Origin of the sequence: Levilactobacillus tujiorum (assembly GCF_012641185.1) — a bacterium.
In the GTDB taxonomy this organism is placed as follows: Bacteria; Bacillota; Bacilli; order Lactobacillales; family Lactobacillaceae; genus Levilactobacillus; species Levilactobacillus tujiorum.
This window is the reverse complement of sequence record NZ_JAAXLK010000022.1, coordinates 1-18,453: the sequence shown is the minus strand read 5'-3', so window position 1 is coordinate 18,453 and position 18,453 is coordinate 1. Positions and strand designations below refer to the sequence as shown.

Annotated in this window: 13 protein-coding genes and 1 pseudogene; 12 read left to right on the top strand and 2 right to left on the bottom strand. The window is 47.8% G+C overall.

The window, feature by feature from the left end; translation table 11 throughout:
* Window positions 1-6 precede the first annotated feature (6 nt).
* Window positions 7-984, bottom strand: coding sequence for a polyprenyl synthetase family protein (locus HF569_RS10300; protein ID WP_168902352.1), 978 nt, complete (start codon window positions 982-984; stop codon window positions 7-9).
* Between the two features lie 105 nt (window positions 985-1,089).
* On the opposite strand from HF569_RS10300, the gene HF569_RS10295 reads away from it, so the two are divergent.
* The 12 genes from HF569_RS10295 (at window position 1,090) to HF569_RS10240 (ending at window position 18,278) form a co-directional block, all read left to right on the top strand.
* Window positions 1,090-1,998, top strand: coding sequence for a 1,4-dihydroxy-2-naphthoate polyprenyltransferase (locus HF569_RS10295; protein ID WP_168902351.1), 909 nt, complete (start codon window positions 1,090-1,092; stop codon window positions 1,996-1,998).
* Between the two features lie 156 nt (window positions 1,999-2,154).
* Window positions 2,155-2,730, top strand: a complete 576-nt coding sequence (locus HF569_RS10290; protein ID WP_168902350.1) for a xanthine phosphoribosyltransferase — start codon at window positions 2,155-2,157, stop codon at window positions 2,728-2,730.
* A gap of 102 nt (window positions 2,731-2,832) precedes the next feature.
* The gene (locus HF569_RS10285; RefSeq protein ID WP_168902349.1) at window positions 2,833-4,002 is read left to right on the top strand and encodes an ATP-grasp domain-containing protein; all 1,170 of its coding nucleotides are present in this window, start codon (window positions 2,833-2,835) and stop codon (window positions 4,000-4,002) included.
* Between the two features lie 348 nt (window positions 4,003-4,350).
* Window positions 4,351-6,603 (top strand): DNA helicase PcrA, encoded by a 2,253-nt coding sequence (pcrA, locus tag HF569_RS10280; RefSeq protein ID WP_168848784.1) that lies wholly within the window; start codon window positions 4,351-4,353, stop codon window positions 6,601-6,603.
* A gap of 23 nt (window positions 6,604-6,626) precedes the next feature.
* A complete protein-coding gene (ligA, locus tag HF569_RS10275) occupies window positions 6,627-8,660 on the top strand; it encodes an NAD-dependent DNA ligase LigA (RefSeq protein ID WP_168902348.1) in 2,034 nt (677 codons plus the stop codon).
* Entirely contained in the window at window positions 8,660-9,829 is a 1,170-nt protein-coding gene (locus HF569_RS10270) for a CamS family sex pheromone protein (RefSeq protein ID WP_168902374.1), read from the top strand. The genes ligA and HF569_RS10270 overlap by 1 nt, the downstream gene beginning before the upstream one ends.
* Before the next feature lie 374 nt (window positions 9,830-10,203).
* Entirely contained in the window at window positions 10,204-10,512 is a 309-nt protein-coding gene (gatC, locus tag HF569_RS10265) for an Asp-tRNA(Asn)/Glu-tRNA(Gln) amidotransferase subunit GatC (RefSeq protein WP_168848786.1), read from the top strand.
* A 3-nt stretch (window positions 10,513-10,515) separates the two neighbouring features.
* Window positions 10,516-11,985: an Asp-tRNA(Asn)/Glu-tRNA(Gln) amidotransferase subunit GatA gene (gene gatA, locus HF569_RS10260; protein ID WP_168902347.1), complete on the top strand. Its 1,470-nt coding sequence runs from the start codon at window positions 10,516-10,518 to the stop codon at window positions 11,983-11,985.
* A complete protein-coding gene (gene gatB / locus HF569_RS10255; RefSeq protein WP_168902346.1) occupies window positions 11,985-13,406 on the top strand; it encodes an Asp-tRNA(Asn)/Glu-tRNA(Gln) amidotransferase subunit GatB in 1,422 nt (473 codons plus the stop codon). Before gatA ends, gatB begins: the two co-directional genes overlap by 1 nt.
* 17 nt (window positions 13,407-13,423) lie before the next feature.
* A complete protein-coding gene (locus HF569_RS10250) occupies window positions 13,424-14,437 on the top strand; it encodes a diacylglycerol kinase (protein ID WP_168848789.1) in 1,014 nt (337 codons plus the stop codon).
* 64 nt (window positions 14,438-14,501) lie between these two features.
* Window positions 14,502-15,869, top strand: coding sequence for a 23S rRNA (uracil(1939)-C(5))-methyltransferase RlmD (rlmD, locus tag HF569_RS10245; protein WP_168902345.1), 1,368 nt, complete (start codon window positions 14,502-14,504; stop codon window positions 15,867-15,869).
* A gap of 279 nt (window positions 15,870-16,148) precedes the next feature.
* Window positions 16,149-18,278: an L-type lectin family protein gene (locus HF569_RS10240; RefSeq protein WP_168902344.1), complete on the top strand. Its 2,130-nt coding sequence runs from the start codon at window positions 16,149-16,151 to the stop codon at window positions 18,276-18,278.
* An 83-nt stretch (window positions 18,279-18,361) separates the two neighbouring features.
* Here HF569_RS10240 and HF569_RS10235 read toward each other — a convergent pair.
* Window positions 18,362-18,453 (bottom strand): annotated as a pseudogene (locus HF569_RS10235) (IS5-like element ISLpl3 family transposase); the annotation flags it as partial.

Genomic DNA, 18,453 nt, shown 5'->3' with positions numbered 1-18,453 from the left:
TCACCGTTAGTGGTCACGCCGTAACAGCATCGTCGTTAATTTGCTAAGATCATCGCGGGATTGGCTCGCAGGGAGCTGGGCGATCAAGGCCAAGGCCTGATCCGTCAGTTTCTGAGCCAATTGTTGCGCAGCTGGCACACCACCGTGTTGATCAACCAGCGCTTGAACGGCTGCTATATCGGCAGTAGTCATGGCCTGCTTCTTCTTCAACAAGCGGTGGAAGTCGTGTGGTGCCTGTGGAATTGCCAGAATTAGCGGCAATGAGTAAACACCAGAGCGTAGGTCTTCCAGAACGGGCTTTTTCGTCTTCTTGGGGTCCCCAGCATAATCTAAAATATCGTCAAGAATTTGGTAGGCACTCCCGATGGCAATGCCGATGGCACGGGCATTCGCTGTAACGACGGCGGGAGCTGCGGCGAGTTGTGCACCTTGCTCGCAGCTCAGCGCGAAGAGTTCAGCCGTTTTACCCGCAATTTCCTGGAGGTAAGCGTCAATGCTGACATTTTCTTGGTAGTTGAGCGCCATTTGATGTAATTCACCCTGAAGAATACGGTGCATGGCATCAATATGGGCTTGAATCAGCGCTCGATTGGCCGTGGATTTGAGCACTTGGTTGAAGTAGGCGGTGAACATGAAATCACCGGCGTAAATGGCGTTGCGTTGGCCATACTTCATTTGGATCGTGCGAATCCCGCGACGGGTAGGCGATTCATCGATGACGTCATCGTGAATGAGCGTACCGACGTGAAGAATTTCAAGAGCTGCGGCGCCTGCTTGTAGCTGTTCAGCGGACGCTTGGTTGCCAAAAGCGGCAAATAAGTAAAAATAACCGGGGCGCAAGAGCTTACCGCCGGCGTTTAATAAAGCTAAAATTTTATTGTGGATGGGTTGGTTATCTAACTGAATCGCGGCTAATAAATAATCTTGTAGCGCGACGAGTTGCGGTTCTACCTGGGGAAATTGCCGCCAAAGTTGTCGATCCATACTGCACCTCACTATATGTACGTTAAAATTTATCTTACCGACATGTGGAAACGTTGTCAAATAAAGGTTATCATCGAACTAGAATTCATTATTGGGGGAATCAAATTGACACTCAGTGTTTTTTTAGAGCTTGTAGAGATTAAAGCTAAGATTGCCTCCGTATGGCCATTTTTGTTAGGCCTGATCTTTGTTCAGGCTAACTTCCAGCACGTGAATTGGTCAGTAACGGGGCTATTCTTTGTTGCCATGCTGCTATTCAACATGGCGGTCGACATCAACGATAATTATCAGGACTACACTAAAGCTGGCAATCAGGCTGCCGAATGGAAGAAGAAAACGAATATCATTGGTGTCCAGCATCTGCGAATTCGGCAGGTATTTGTGTTGATGGCTAGTTTCGCGGTGATTGCGGGGGGCATCGGCTTATATCTGGTCTGGGTGACGGGGTGGCCACTACTCGTGATGGGAATCCTCTGTTTTCTAGTCGGCTACCTGTATGCTGGGGGCCCACAACCGTTATCTGGGACACCAACTGGTGAGTTTTTTGCCGGGTTTACGATGGGGTACCTCATCATGTTGATTACCGTTTACTTGAACTTATATCAAACGGGACAGTTCACCGGCTTATTATTACTCCGTGTGTTGCTGGCCTCCGGAATCGCGGTTGCCGCAATTGCGGCATTGCTCTTGGCTAATAACATCTGTGACGCCCAGGAGGATCTTGACCTAAACCGGAAGACCATCGTTTATTACTTGGGCAAGCGGAAGGCATTGTGGCTGTTTGCCAGCTTCTATGTCGTGGGTTACCTGGCATTGATAGCGAGTGTCATGTTGGGTGACTTACCCCGCTGGTCACTACTGTCCTTAATCAGTATCCCACTAATTTACAAAAATGTGGCGGCCTTTTTTAAGATCCAGGTTAAAAAACAGACGTTTATCTTGGCCGTTAAAAACCTAGCAATCTTAGCATTGACGACGGTATTGGCGGAACTGCTGGGATTGTGGATAGGTTAAGGGTTGGTAAATGTCGGCGTAGGGCGTTGTTATTTTAAGGTTTAATCAGGTAGAATGTAAACAAACCTATCGCGGAGTTGATCATTAACAGTGGTTAGATGATAACCGGCTACAGATTAATTTCGTGACAAATAATTTAATGGAGGCCGCGTTGACATGAAACTTTTAGAAGATCGAATCCGGCAAGACGGGACGGTATTACCTGGGAACGTCTTAAAGGTCGATAACTTTTTGAATCACCAAGTGGATCCACAATTAATGGACCAGTTAGGTGCTGAATTTGCGCGGCGGTTTGCTGACGCTGGTATCACCAAAATCTTGACGGTAGAGTCTTCGGGGATTGCACCAGCCGTTTTAACCGGCTTACACTTGAATGTACCGGTAATCTTTGCACGGAAGCATAAGAGCCTGACACTGACGGATCATTTATACACGGCCAAGGTCTTTTCGTACACCAAGCAGGTCAATAATGATATCTCAATTGATCGGCGCTTCCTTGATGATACTGACCGGGTCTTAATTATTGATGACTTCTTGGCAAATGGTCAAGCCGTTCAAGGCCTGCTGGACATTGCCCGGACGGCCCAGATTGAAGTGGCCGGTGTTGGTGTGGTGATTGAGAAACGTTTCCAAAAGGGACACAAATTGGTCACGGATGCCGGCATTCAGCTTGAGGCTTTGGCCAGCATCACTGCCTTTGAGAATAACACGGTCAAATTTGCCGCGGATTAACTAAACACCTGGCTTGTTTATTCACCACGCAAACTTTAAAATAAGTGTTGAGATGTACTGAACGTTATTCATTTAAAATTGAGTTAGAAAGTAGGGAGCAAATTGGCGAACACGGTCTTATATCCTGGAGATACTATTGGGGTGATTGGCAACAGTGCAAATGCTGCGATGCTGGTAACAACGGCTCGCAAAATGGGCTTGCGAGTTGGCGCGTATGGCGCGGATGAGACTAGCGAGGCATTGCAACTCGCAGACTTTAAAGCAGTCGGTAGTAATAAAGATAGTGATAAATTACAGCATTTTGCTGAGAGCTGTGCAGCAGTTGTGTATGATTCCGATCAAGTCAGCACCAGCGTTGTAAAATTTCTAGCCCAATACACGCGTATTCCACAAGGTTCTGATATGCTAGAAATGATGCAAGATCGACTGTTAGAACGGGCTTTCTTTGAACAGTTAAACGTCAATATTGCCCCTTACGCCACGATCATCAACTTAGATGACGTCTACCAGTCTATTAATTCAATTGGCTATCCCTGTGTCTTGAAGCCCATTCAAAAAGAATGGTCACGGGGAAGGGAATTGGTCATTAAAACACAAACGGACATTGCCAAGGCGGCAGGGTTGCTCGACTGGGGAACCTACATTTTGGAATCACAGATTGCCTATGACCGGGAATACGCCATCGTGGTTGCGCGTGATCAAGATGGCAACGGCCAGGCCTTTCCGATTACGGAGACCCAATCGGTGGACGACCGGCCTGTCCGCACGTGGGTTCCTGCGCAGGTTGATGATGCCGTAGCCAGTGAAATTCAACGCATTGCTACTGAAGTGGCAAAGCACGTCAACTATGTTGGGGTGTTTGAGGTATCATTCTACCTAACCAGTAGTGGCGCTATCTATGTGAAGAAGATCGTGCCAGCACCGAGTGAGACCGGCTATGTCTTCAACGCTGCTGCCAATGTGACTGAATTCGATCAGCACCTGCGGGCAATCGCGGGCTTGCCGTTAGCGTCTGCCAAGATTTTGACACCGGCTGTGACGGCTGCATTTACCACGGCACAGTTGCCAGCAATGCGGACACAGTGGCAGTTGAAGCCTAACTGGCAGTTTACCTTCTATCACTTGAAGCACCAAGAAGCCGACGATATTATGGGGCATATTTCCGTGCAGGGCGATAACATCCGCCCAATTCTTGATCAATTAGATGATACGGGGATCTGGTCCAACGATGCTGCGGTACCGGAAGAACAGGGGCCAACCTCGGCTTCATAAAACAGATTAGACAACTGCATTATCCCTTTGAAACGAATTTTGGGGATGATGCAGTTTTATTGTGGGCGGATTTTGATCCGGTATAACGAAAGTCATAAGAGTTTTCGAAAACTGAGGGAAAAGGGTAGGCCCAGGCCTTAACTTTTGTTAGAATGAGAAAGAGATAATCAGGGGAACATGTGTACGACTAAAAGGCTAGCTTAATCGTCGTTATTAGGCTAATTCAATGGGCGTTAAGCAGCAACGCACCGTTGCGGATTAGCGGTGTTTTTGGTTATGACCGGTGTCGTAACCTTTATAATTTTGCTATAATAGTCAGGACTAACTACAGAGAGGATTGTGTTCACGGTGGCAGGAGAAGAATTGTTAACTGGCATGAATGATAAGCAGACGGAGGCCGTCCTTCAGACAGAGGGACCACTCCTAGTATTGGCGGGTGCCGGTAGTGGTAAGACGCGGGTGCTAACGCATCGGGTGGCTTACTTAATTGAGCATAATAATGTCATGCCGTGGCGGATCCTAGCCATTACCTTTACGAACAAGGCCGCTAAGGAAATGCGGGAGCGAGTGGCAAAGTTGTTGGGCCCGGATGGTAATGATGTTTGGGTCTCTACGTTCCATGCGTTATGTGTCCGGGTGTTGCGTCGGGATGCGGATAAATTAGGCTACAACCGCGCCTTTACGATTGCCGACACGGGAGAACAACGGACGTTAATCAAGCGGGTTTTACAGGAACAAAATCTGGATGTAAAGAAGTTCGATCCCCGTTCCGTGTTGGGGGCCATCTCGAACGCCAAGAACGCCTTGCAAACACCTGCGATGATGCGCGAGGCGGCGGGTAACCCCTTTGAGACAACGGTTGCCGATGTATACGAAAGTTATCAGCGACAATTACAGGCTAATCAGGCAATGGATTTTGATGATCTGATTATGCTGACGATCAAATTATTTAAGGATAATGCGGACGTCTTAGCCCATTATCAAGATAAATTCCAGTACATTCACGTCGATGAATACCAGGATACTAACGATGCGCAATACATGCTGGTTAATATGCTGGCTAAAAAGTACCACAATCTATGTGTCGTTGGGGATGGTGACCAGAGTATTTACGGGTGGCGTGGTGCCAATATGGAAAATATTCTGAACTTTGAGCACGACTATCCCGATGCGCACGTCACCTTATTGGAGCAGAACTATCGGTCAACGAAGACCATTCTGCGGGCAGCCAATGATGTCATTCAGCGTAATGTTAACCGGAAGAAGAAGGACCTTTGGACTGAGAATGCTGAGGGAGAACCGATTTCTTATTATCGGGGACAGAACGAAAACGATGAAGCCCATTATGTGGTTGCCAAAATCCAAGAGGAACGGGAAAAGAACCACCATGATTATGGGGACTTTGCCATTCTATATCGGACGAATGCTCAATCACGGGTCATTGAAGAAACGTTAGTTAAGGCCAACATTCCTTATACGATGGTGGGGGGTCACAAGTTCTACGATCGTAAAGAAATTCGGGATGTCTTGGCGTACTTAACGCTGATCGCTAATCCAGCCGATTCAATGAGTTTAGAGCGGATTATTAATGAACCTAAACGTGGAATTGGGGCAACCAGTCTGACCAAGCTAAGAGACTTTGCGGACTTTAACGGCTGGACTGAATTAGAAGCTACGCAAAATGTGAGCCTGGCCACTAATCTGGGGGCTCGGATTCGCAATGCGATGGAGAAGTTTGGACTGACTATTAAGGCGGTTCAAGACATGGCGGCGACGGCCACGGTTTCAGATATTACCAGTCAATTGTTGGATAAGACGGGATATATGGCGGCCCTCAAGGCCTCTAAGTCGTTGGAAGCCGAAACCCGGATTGAAAACATTGAGGAATTTCTATCAGTGACTCAGAAGTTTGATGACTCTTGGGATAATGAAGATCATGATGAAAATGACGATCGGCTGGTCGAATTCTTAGCAGATCTTGCCTTAGTGTCTGCACAAGATGATGTGGAAGAAGAACCGGCAGAGGTCACCTTGATGACGTTGCATGCGGCTAAGGGACTGGAATTCCCAGTTATCTTCTTGATGGGATTAGAAGAAGGCATCTTCCCATTATCCCGGGCACTTCTTGAAGATGACCAGCTGGAAGAAGAACGCCGGTTGGCTTACGTGGGCATCACACGTGCACAGCAGAAACTTTACTTAACGAATGCCTATTCACGAATGCTGTATGGACGGCGACAAAACAATCCGGAATCACGATTCATTACCGAAATTGCGCCAGAATTACTGCACTTGGATTATAGCGAGAGTCAGTCTGGCTTAACGCCAAGTCGCCGTGATGTGCCATTCGCACGACGCACGGCAAGCGCGGTGGCTAAACCCTACCACGGTAAGACTGGCCGGATTAGTGAACCAACGGGTACTGGTGCTGGTAAGGTAGCCTGGACCATTGGCGATAAGGCGAGTCACAAAAAATGGGGTGTGGGAACCGTCGTCAAGGTCAGTGGAACTGGCGAAGACGCGGAGCTCGACATTGCCTTTCCGGAACAAGGTGTTAAGCGACTATTAGCTGCCTTTGCACCGATTAAACGAGTCGATTAATTAAGTTAACGTGGGAGGATAACATGACGGATAAGCCCATTAACACTTTAACTAAGAAGCAAGCTGCTACTGAAGCAGCCGAATTGCGCCCCCAGCTCATTCAGTGGGGGAAAGAATATTATGATGCTGATGCACCGACCGTGGAAGATGATGTGTATGATCGGACCTATGCGCGGCTAGTTGCTTTAGAGACCGCCTTTCCGGAGATTGTCACCGCGGATTCACCCACGCAGCGGGTCGGTGGGGTCACTCGGGGCGACTTGCCTAAAGTAACCCATGATATTCCAATGCTATCGCTGGGTGATGTGTTCTCACTAGAGGAACTCAGTGAATTTGATGACCGGCTGCGTGCCAACGTGGACGAGAATTTTGACTATAATTGTGAACTGAAGATTGATGGCTTGGCCATCTCCCTGCGATATGAAAATGGTGAATTTGTGCAGGGGTCCACTCGGGGCAATGGTCAGATTGGTGAAGACATTACGGCCAATCTGAAAACCATCCCTTCAATTCCACAGACGTTGAGTCGACCGTTAACAATCGACGTTCGGGGAGAATGCTACATGCCGAAAGCCGCTTTTCTAGCGTTAAACGAGCGACGAGAGGCTGCGGGGAAGGCGCCATTTGCTAACCCACGCAACGCTGCTGCTGGATCGCTACGTCAGTTGGATGTTCAAGTAACCGCTGACCGGAAACTAGCCACCTTTATGTACAACATCGCTGATTACGAGCCGTTAAACACCAGAACACAGAGTGGCTTGCTTGATGAATTGGCGGAACTGGGCTTTACGACCAACCCCAGTTATCAAGTTGCACATGATATGACTGAGGTCGGCAATTACATCGAACAGTATCAGGATAAGCGATCAGATTTGCCTTATGGTATTGATGGCATCGTGATCAAGGCGAATCCTTTGCCGTTGCAGCGGGCGTTAGGTGCTACGGTGAAAGTTCCGCGGTGGGCGATTGCGTACAAGTTTCCTCCTGAAGAGGTCCAGACGAAGGTGCTCGATATTGAGTGGACCGTGGGACGAACTGGGATTGTGACGCCAACGGCCGTGATGGAGCCGGTAGCGTTAGCTGGGAGTACGGTAGCCCGTGCCTCCCTGCATAATCCAGATTACTTGGAAGCCAAGGACATTCGGCTAGGCGACACCGTTCTCCTCCACAAAGCGGGCGATATCATCCCCGAAATTTCGCAATACGTCGCAGCTAAACGGCCGGCCGATGCCCAACCGTATCCTGTGCCTACGGTCTGCCCGTCTTGTGGGGCGGAGTTGGTTCATCTGGACGAAGAAGTGGCATTGCGGTGCATTAATCCTAATTGTCCAGCGCAACTTGCTGAGGGAATGAATCACTTTGCTTCGCGAAACGCGATGAATATTGCTGGATTAGGGCCGCAGATTGTTGCACAATTATTTGATCGTCAGTTAGTGACCAATGTGGCCAGTCTATATCGTTTAACCGCGGACCAATTATTAACTTTAGATAAATTTGGGGAGAAGTCAGCCCAAAACCTCTTGACAGCAATCGATAATAGTCGCAATAATTCATTAGAACGTTTGCTATTTGGCTTAGGCATCCGTCACGTGGGTGCTAAGGCAGCGCGGTCCATTGCTGCCGAGTTTGGGTCCATTGATCGCTTGATGGCGGCCGACAGTGAGTCAATTGCGGCAATTGACACGATTGGTGGTATTATTGCCGATAGTGTGGTCACCTACTTTAGTAGTGATCAGGTCCTGGATTTGATTCAGGAACTGGATGAGCTGGGCGTTAATTTAACCTATACCAGCGGTGCGGCCACTCCGGTCGATACCGAGGGCCAGTTTGCCGGTCAGCGGATTGTCTTAACGGGCAAGTTACAACAGCTGACGCGACCAGAGGCCACGGCTTGGTTGGAGCAACACGGGGCTACGGTGACAGGGTCAGTGTCTAAGAAGACCGACCTGTTAATCGCTGGCGAAGCAGCCGGTAGCAAACTCACCAAGGCACAGAGCCTGAATGTTCCCGTCTGGGATGAGGCTCAGCTCATGGCGGCAATGAATGAGAATAAATGATGACCTTTAGGAGGAAACAAGTCGTGAAACGGTTACGAACTTTTATCGCGTTGGCTGCGGTTCCGTTATTTTTGGCTGCGTGTGGTAATTTAGGTAGTTCCAGTATGTCTTCCGGTTCTGGAAATGGTAAAACTGGGGGAACACAACTGACGGGACAGGCGACGGATGGAGATTATGAAGGGGTCATTAAGAGTGGCCACTATCAGACCAGTAAATCGCGGGGAGTGACGAATAGTCAGGATTCTGGGAATATGTATAATTTGAAGAGCTTTGAGAATGGGATGTTGAGCGTCTCTAAGAAAGTCTTCTCAACGAAGAAATACGTCTTCCAAGAAGGCCAGTACCTCAGTACGTCGACCGTTCAAGACTGGTTGGATCGTAAATCCAAGTCCAATCCAGATGGGTTAAACCCCACCAGCAATGGGTCGACTTCACCAACTAAGCGTAATCCAGTCTATATTCAAGCCTTAGAAGAACAGGATTACATGACGCAAAAGGATAATAAGTTATCATTGGGTGGGGTCACCATTGGGATTGCCGTTAATTCTGTAGATTACTACAAAAAGACCCAGTACGGTGCAACGTATGAGACTAAGATCAGTAAGGCCGATGGTGAGGCTTATGCCAAGAAGGCTGCGAATACTGTTCTGCAACGCTTGCGCAAAAAGTCAGCCTTGAAGAACGTTCCTATCGTCATCGCGGTTTACCGGCAGGCATCTAATGATAGCTTAGTCGGTGGCACGTTCATGGCTTACTCCAACAATAAAGCCGGCACAACCAGCATTAAGGATTGGACGGCGTTGGCCGATCGAAACTACGTCTTCCCAATTGAAAGTGGATCCAGCGGTCCTAACAGTAACGATGAAAGTTCGTTTAAGAACTTCAAGTCACAGGTAGAGAACTTCTTCCCTAACTTAAGTGGGGTCACTGCACAGGCCCGTTACAATGGCAAGAACTTGCAGGGGATGCACGTTAACATCACCGTTCAGTTCTATAGCCAAACGGAAATTATTAACTTTACGCAGTACTTACAGACGGCGGCACAGAAGTACTTGCCTTCTGGAGTGCCTATTGATATTACAGTCTCTTCAACGGACGGGGTCCAAAGCTTCCTGTCACGGTCTACTGGAGAAAAGAAGTTTACGAGTCACGTCTTTAACAGTTATTAAAGATAAATAATCGGTAAGTTGTGGGTATCTGGCGTTGGTAAATGCGAGATACCCACAATTTTATAACCAATGGCAGTTATTGCTGGGGTGAAATGAGTTGTCAAGCCAGATTCAAACTGTTACTATGGGCTTTCAGCAGTCTCGACCGTCATTTTCAGACGGGATGAGATGAAGACGAACGCAGAAGCTGGTTAATTGGGGACGTCGACGATTAGATGGGTCCAAGTGTGCATAAAAAACAGCTCAAAATACCTAATTTCCCGCATAGAATCTTTGGTGCTTCGTGGATATATGGTAGAATGTTATTGTGTGTTTATCTTTCGGAATGACGGGGATAAACGGTAAATGTGGATAAATAAGAAAGAGGGATATTGATGGCTAATCGAATTAATCGAGACCAAGTTCAACACGTTGCCAGTTTGGCAAAACTTGAATTTACGGAAGCCCAATTGGACGCGTTCACGCCTCAATTGGATGACATTATTGGTCTGTTTGAAACACTTAGCGAAGTTGATACGGATAATGTTGAAGCGACTAGCAGTGTTTCTGATCAATTGAACGTCATGCGTGAAGATGTTGCCGATAACTGGGGACAGAGCCAAGCGCTACTCAAAAATGCACCGGATGCTGCTCGCGGCTTTATTAAGGTGCCAGCCATCATTGATGAAAGCGAGGATAACTAACTGATGAATTATTTCAAACAAGATCTCGCCAGTCTCCACGCTGATTTAGTGGCTAAGAAGATGAGTTCGCAAGAATTAACGCAAGCAACTTTTGACAACATTAAAGCCACTGATCCTAAGATTGACGCTTTTCTCGCGTTGAATGAAGATGCCGCGTTAGAGCAAGCCGCTAAGATTGATGCGGCCGGGATTAAGGACGATCAACCGTTGGCTGGGATTCCCGTAGCCATCAAGGATAACATCGTGACGAAGGGCCTAACGACCACGGCGGCTTCAAAGATTTTAGCCAATTTCAAACCAGTCTATGATGCAACGGCGACCCAGAAGTTAGCTGACGCACAAATGGTTACGGTTGGGAAGACCAACCTAGATGAGTTTGCCATGGGTGGGTCCACTGAGACCTCCGCATTCAAGCAAACGAAGAATGCCTGGGATCAAACCAAGGTTCCTGGTGGGTCTTCCGGTGGTTCCGCAGCAGCGGTGGCTTCTGGACAAGTGGTTGCTGCTTTAGGGACCGATACTGGTGGTTCGATTCGTCAACCAGCGTCATTTAACGGCGTTGTGGGGATGAAGCCAACCTATGGCCGCGTTTCCCGTTGGGGCTTGATTGCATTTGGGTCTAGCTTGGATCAGATTGGGCCATTGACGCGTGGCGTAAAGGACAATGCCACCATTTTAAGTGCCATTGCTGGTCATGACGATCATGACTTAACGAGTTCTGATCAAGCTGTGCCTGACTTTGCCCGTGACCTGAACGATGCGGCTAGTGTCAAAGGCTTACGCATTGGGTTGCCTAAGGAATTCCTGGCAGATGGTGTGGATGCAGATGTTAAGGCTGCAATCTTAGCCGCTGCGGATACTTACCGCAAGCTGGGTGCGACAGTCGACGAAGTGTCATTACCACATAATAAATATGGGGTTGCCGCTTACTACATTATCGCGTCCTCAGAAGCGTCATCTAACTTACAGCGTTTTGATGGGATTCGTTATGGTTACCGTGCTCAGGACGTTAAGAATCTGGAAGACGTTTACGTGAAGTCGCGTTCTGAAGGATTTGGTGATGAAGTTAAACGCCGGATCATGTTGGGAACCTTCTCACTTTCCGCTGGCTTCTATGATGCCTACTTCTTGAAGGCTGCCAAGGTACGTACTGTGATTATCAATGACTTTAAGGCTGTCTTAAAGGATCATGACTTTATTATGGGGCCCGTTGCGCCAACGCCAGCCTTTGATTTAGGCGCTGAATTGCAAGACCCAATTACGATGTACATGAACGATATCTTGACGATTCCTGTGAACTTGGCAGGGTTACCAGGACTTTCATTACCTGCTGGTTTCAGTCATAACCTACCAGTCGGTATGCAATTGATTGGCCGGCCGTTTGACGAAAGTACCTTATACAAAGCAGGGTACGTCTTTGAACAGAATACCGACTTTCATTTACAAGTGCCTACGTTAGGAGGTCAAAACTAATGAACTTTGAAACCACAATTGGACTGGAAGTCCACATTGAGTTAAAGACCAATTCAAAGATCTTTAGCCCATCTCCCGTTGCGTACGGGGCAGACCCTAACGCCAATACCAATGTGATTGATTGGGGGTACCCCGGGGTGCTGCCAACCACGAACAAGGGTGTCGTTGCTGACGGGATCATTGCCGCATTGGCACTCCATGCCACGGTTGAAAAGCATACGCACTTTGACCGGAAGAATTATTTCTACCCCGATAACCCTAAGGCTTACCAGATTACACAATCTGACAAGCCAATCGGGCATGATGGCTGGGTTGAAATTGACGTTGATGGTGTGAAGAAAAAGATCGGGATTTCCGAAATGCATATCGAAGAAGATGCCGGGAAGAACACCCATGAACGTGATTACTCCTACGTCGATTTAAACCGGCAAGGGACACCGTTGATTGAAATTGTCTCGAAGCCAGATATTGCGTCACCTGCTGAAGCATACGCTTATTTGGAAGCCTTACGTCAACGAATTCAATTCACCGGGATTTCTGATGTGAAGATGGAAGAAGGGTCCATGCGGGTCGACGTTAACATTTCTGTCCGGCCAGTGGGTCAAGAAAAGTTCGGGACGAAGACTGAGTTAAAGAACTTGAACTCCTTCAACTACGTTCAGCGTGGGTTGGAGTATGAAGAAAAACGGCAACAGCAAGTCTTGATGTCTGGTGGCGCGGTTCAACAAGAAACGCGGCGGTTCGACGAAAAGACGGGTGAGACCATCTTGATGCGGGTTAAGGCCGGTGCGGATGATTACCGTTACTTCCCAGAACCAGATTTACCAGCACTGAACATCAGTGATGACTGGATCAAGGAACTTAATGATGCTATGCCAGAAATGCCAACGAAGCGGCGGGAACGTTACGTCAACGAGTTGGGCTTAACGGATTATGATGCCATGGTTATCACGCAGACCAAGGAAATGTCTGATTTCTTTGATGCTACGGTAGCCTTAAAGGCTGATCCTAAGATGGCAGCTAACTACCTGCAAGGGGACGTTAACGCCTACTTGAACGACAACCATGTTGATTTACAAGCAACGCAGTTGACCCCAGCTAATCTGGCTGGCATGATCAATTTGATCACTGACGGCACGATCTCTAGCAAGATGGCTAAGAAAGTCTTCAAGGCGATCACCAATGGGGAAGAACCTAAGGCCTTTGTTGAGAAGCATGGGTTAGTTCAACTCTCAGATCCAGCTAAATTACAACCAATCATCGATGATGTTTTGCAAGCTAATCCGCAATCCATCGAAGACTTCAACAACGGTAAGAAACGGGCCGTTGGGTTCTTGGTTGGTCAAATTATGAAGCAAACACACGGGCAAGCTAACCCGCAAGTTGTTAACAAGCTGTTAATGACCGCATTACAGCAATAGAACTATGGAGGCACATCATGCGTAAACGGGCACGGGTCATTTATAATCCAACTTCAGGTCGTGAGGCGCTGAAGAAAGACCTGATTGACATTCTAGCGGTGTTCGAACAGGCAGGGTACGAAACGAGTGCTTTTGCAACCACGGCCGATCCCAATTCGGCCCAAAACGAGGCCACACGGGTCGCTAAGGCTGGGTTCGAGCTCATTGTCGCTGCTGGCGGCGATGGAACGATCAATCAAGTTGTGAACGGGATTGCTGGATTACCACATCGTCCTAAAATGGCCATTATTCCTGCCGGTACCACGAATGATTATGCCCGGGCTTTACACATCCCGCGCGAAGATCCGTTGGCGGCAGCGAAAGTGGTATTGAAGGATCAGACAATCAAGATGGATATTGGCCAGGCTGGCGATGCCTACTTTATTAACATTGCCGGTGGGGGCCTGCTGACGGAGTTAACTTACGACGTCCCATCGAATTTGAAGTCGATCTTTGGCTACTTGGCATACTTGTTAAAGGGAGCCGAGTTGCTGCCACGGATCAAACCAATTGATATGGACTTGACCTATGACGGCGGCCATTTTCGCGGTAAAGCCTCGATGTTTTTATTGGCACTGACCAACTCAATTGGGGGCTTCGAGCAGATTGTCCCAGATGCAGCTTTAGATGATGGAAAGTTTACGATGATCATCGTAAAGACCGCCAGCATGCCGGAAATTCTCCGCTTGATGGGACTGGTTTTAAACGGTGGGAAGCATATCAACGATCCACATATCATTTATAAAAAGACCAGCAAGGTGATTGCTAAGCCAGTCGAAGATCGAATGATGATTAATCTAGATGGCGAGTATGGTGGCGATGCACCGATGAAGTTCCGTAATTTGGGACAGCACATCGAAATGTATGCGAACCTAGACGCTATTCCAGATTCAGCGGTGACGAGTGAGTCGCCAGAGGTCTTGGAAGCTGAGCAACGCTTTGTTAAACAAGTTGAAAATTTGCCGGAAAGCGAACAATCAACGGAAGATTAAGATACTGAAGGGATTTTGCACGGATTTTTCAGGGGCAAAATCCCTTTCTCATTAAGGAGTACACATGAAAATTAAAGCACCAGTAGCAAAAAATGAACGACTCAACGTCACCATCTCAGACCTGACCTACCAAGGTTTGGGGGTGGCTAAGGTTGAAGATTTCCCCTTGTTCATCGAGAACGCCTTACCTGGCGAAGAATTAACGATTCAGGTGACGAAGGTCCAGAGTCACTATGGCTTTGCGCGGGTGATTGAATGGCAAAAGGAATCTGCAGACCGGGTGAAGGATGTTGATAAGACTTATCGGCAGACTGGAATTGCGCCATTACAGCACTTGGCTTACCCAGCGCAACTCAAGTTCAAGCAACATCAAATCGCAGAATTATTTAGTAAAGCGCATCAAGATGTTGAAGTGGCCCCAACTTTAGGCATGGACAATCCCACGCAGTATCGGAATAAGGCACAAGTTCCAGTACGGATGATCAAGGGACAACTAGAGACGGGCTTCTATCGTCAACACAGCCATGACCTGATTCCGCTGACGGATTTCTATATTCAAGACCCAGCCATCGATGCTGCCATCGTTAAAGTTCGCGATATTTTACGGCAATTTGAGATCCCTGCTTACAACGAAATTAGCGATAAGGGTGTCATCCGGAACATTATGGTGCGGCGAGGCTACTACAGTCATGAAATGATGATTGTTTTGATCAGTCGGACGCAGAAGCTGCCAAGCCAAGCTCAGCTGGTTGATCAAATTCATCAGGCGTTGCCCGAGGTGACGAGTATTGTCTTGAACGTTAACGCGAAGAAGACGAACGTGATCATGGGAAACGTGACCCGGACGTTGTATGGCAAGCCCACGATTGAAGACAGTCTGTTGGGGCTGACGTTTGCCATTTCCGCACGGTCCTTCTACCAAGTCAACCCACAGCAAACGGAAAAGTTATATCAAATGGCCATTGATAAAGCGGGACTGACTGGTGAAGAGACCGTCATTGACGCCTACTGCGGTATCGGAACGATTTCATTGGCTTTAGCCAAGCATGCTAAGCAAGTTTATGGTGTGGATATTGTTCCCGAAGCCATTGAAGATGCCAAGGTGAACGCCCAAAAGAATCATTTGGCTAACGTCAACTTTACCGTTGATAAGGCGGAATCCCAGATGGCTAAGTGGCAAGAAGCCGGATTGAAGCCCGATGTTGTGGTCGTTGATCCACCACGTAAGGGACTGGCAGAAAGCTTAATCGACGCTACCGCTAAGATGGCACCTAAGAAGGTTGTCTACGTTAGCTGTAACCCGGCAACCTTGGTTCGTGACGTTGCTCGGTTCCAAGAATTAGGCTATGACATTGATGGTCCAATCCAACCCGTTGACCAATTCCCACAAACACCACATGTGGAAAGCGTAACGGTACTGGTTAAGAAGTAATTAGGGTGAAGTTTAAGCACATGGTGATCCGTTTTGGATGATCATGTGCTTTTTTTATGGTTCAATTTTTATCCTCACACAATCCTTATAATGGATAATTATTTACGCCTAATATTATCTGGGTATGAGTGTTAAGGGCCTTGCAGCAGCAGTTTATGATTAATCAATGTTTTCTCCCATGAACCGTTCTCTTGGTGTCTGTTTAGTAGTATAATATTGAATGCGCCAAGTTAATTAAATGGCAATATAAATGCAACAAGAGAATCGAGGGAACTGCGGATGAGTAGAAAAGTATGGTTAGTGGTAGGGGCTCTGGCACTAGTCTGGGGATTAGGTGGTGTGCAAACAGCTCATGCCACGGATGGAACTGATCTTACGAATGGATTGAACACGGTTCCGCAGGGGTTGGAATTGAGCAAATACTTCCAACCAGGAACGTCGAGTAATAACCAAGCACACGTCGTGGACGGGACGAATCTGGCTTCACCCGACACTCAGGTTGTGGAGCTGACGACGGGGTCTCCCCAAGTGGGATCTATTTGGTCATTTCCCAGTTTTAAATTTAGATTAAATGAGAAACAAGTCGCATCGATGTGGCTTAACTTTGGTTCTAAGGGGGTTAATACGGGACAAGGTACGCCTGGTGATGGGATGGCACTCGTCTTGCAAAATGCGCAAAGTCCGTATACGGCCACGCCAAACTTTGGTGGGCATGAACCGTATGGGGAGACGCTAGGTGTTTGGGGTGTGGCGAATCAGAACAATATGACAACGGATGCGGTTGCTAAAACAGCTATTCAAAATAGTTGGGCCTTGGAGTTTGATACATTCATGAACCAATCAACGACAGGGAGCGATGCGTCTTCCTTTGATGCATATGGTCTGTATGGACCACATATTGCCTCGAATTATCCGGCACAGTCAGGGTCATATACTGCGAAGAGTGGCTATATTTTACTTAACCATTTGGGGGCTATTAAAGGAACCAATAATAACTTTCTTGCGGATGGGATGTGGCATCATTTAACGTTAGTTTATACACCGCAGTCGGGGTCAACTTCGGCTAAGATGAGTTATACGTTCAATGATAAGAATCCCACAACTGGGGCCAGTCAGACGGGTAAGACGCAATCTGTAAATATTGACCCTGCCATTATTGATCCTGCCAACACAGGTCAAGCCGTTTGGGGGTTCACTGGCTCCACTGGGGCTAACAGTGAAGCCAATATGGTGGCGTTTGAAGAGATTCCGGGCTTGGTTAACGCCTCAGCCACGGCTAGTTTAGCGGCCAACGGTAAAGATGTGACGACTGGTGACAAGATTAGTGCGCATTCGCCGGTGACCTTGACATACAATGCCAACTACGAGAGTGGAAGTGAAACGTGGTCGGATATCCAAGCCAATCTGAAGATTCCAAAGGGGGTGACGATCACCAAAGGGACCATTGATTACGGTGACAATGAATCCACGACCTTGGGTGCTGTAGACATTGATAATATCAATCAGGGCAAAGGAATCACCTTGGCGAAGGGGTTGGATCAGTCGAATTCGACTGCGAAGATTACACTTAAGGGCACGGTTAACGATGTCACGAAGTCAACTTACGTCAGTTCGACCCTCAGTTCATTCAAGGGGTCGAACGCTGTTGTGCAAGCGACAACAATACCGAGCTTTACCATTGTCCCTTCCACATTGCACTTGGCGACCGATCAGAGCAGCATTTCAGCTGATGGGACTAAACCGGTAGATGTCACTGGGACGGTTACTGACACAGCTAATGCCGTGAATAATAGTAATTTAGTTATTCACGGCACCTTGAATGACAGTACGGATCTGGATGACACGGACCTATCCACCAGCGATGCAGCAGGAAAATTCAGCGTTGCGGTACCGGCCGACAAGCTTCAGTCCGGGGCCAATATTTTGGATCTCACGGCCGAGGACAAGACGACGGGGGCACTGTCGAACGTCGGCGAAGTCATCATCACGCTGGGTGAACTTAAGTTCAAAACCGTTACCGGAAATGTTAATTATCAGGCGCAATTGACAGGGGCACAACAGCTGGTTTCGCGTGCTGGGTCAAGCGACTTGTCCATTGTGGTGGAAGATACACGGACGGGTGGAAACCCGTGGTATTTAACGGCTACGGCCTCGCCATTGGTGGATAAGAATGGCAATCAACTCGCCGGAAATCTCGTTTATGTGAATGGCAATCAGACTACGACGCTATCAAATACCGCGGCCACCGTGCTGACGCATGCGGCAGATAGCAGTAGTCCAACGACAGATGTAACGGGGGATTGGTCCGCCAAGCAAGGTCTGTTGCTTGATTTAGATGCAGATGCGATGCAATCCAAGGAGAACTATACTAGTGGAATTAACTGGACGCTGACTAATTCAGTCCAGTAGAGAAGACACAAGATTCGTAAAGATCCGAAGAGACCGAATTTTTTCGGTCTTTTTTTGACACCTTATTAGGGTCCGTCTGAAAACTACTTAAGTAAGATGCAAATTGAGGCAATGTAAACCGTAGCCAGATAAACATGAGCGAGCTTATCATAACGCGTTGCAATCCTACGAAAGT